Source organism: Actinospica durhamensis, from assembly GCF_018139695.1.
In the GTDB taxonomy this organism is placed as follows: Bacteria; Actinomycetota; Actinomycetes; order Streptomycetales; family Catenulisporaceae; genus Actinospica; species Actinospica durhamensis.
Genome location: NZ_JAGSOG010000912.1, coordinates 1 through 380, shown reverse-complemented (window position 1 = coordinate 380; position 380 = coordinate 1). Strand labels below are relative to the sequence as shown.

Below are 380 nucleotides of genomic sequence, written 5' to 3'. Positions count from 1 at the left end.
CTGGTCATGTGGCTCATCAGGAGGACGGCCTGTGCCTCCGGGCCCAGCTCGCGCACGATGCCCAGATGGCGGCGCATCACGTTGGCCTCGGTGCAGTGCGCAGCGATCCGCACCACGTCCGCGCCGCAGTCGGCGGCCTGGCGGATGACCGCGCCGGTTCCCCTGCCGGGGACCATGAACACGCCCATCCGGCTGGTGCCCGCTGTCAGGGCCTGCCGGACGGTCTCCAGCATCGTTGTGTCGTCCAGACGCGCGTGTCCGATCTGCCGCGAGGACGCGCCGAGCCCGTTGCCGTGCCCGACCTCGACCACCGGCACACCGGCCGCGCTCGCGGCCATGGCGTACGCCCGCAACTGCGGCACGTCGAGCTGGTGCTGCAC

At 72.4% G+C, this 380-nt stretch carries 1 protein-coding gene; it reads right to left on the bottom strand.

Annotated features, from left to right (window positions below):
* The coding region (locus tag KDL01_RS42815) for a beta/alpha barrel domain-containing protein (RefSeq protein WP_212534399.1) at positions 1-380 on the bottom strand (380 nt) is incomplete at both ends.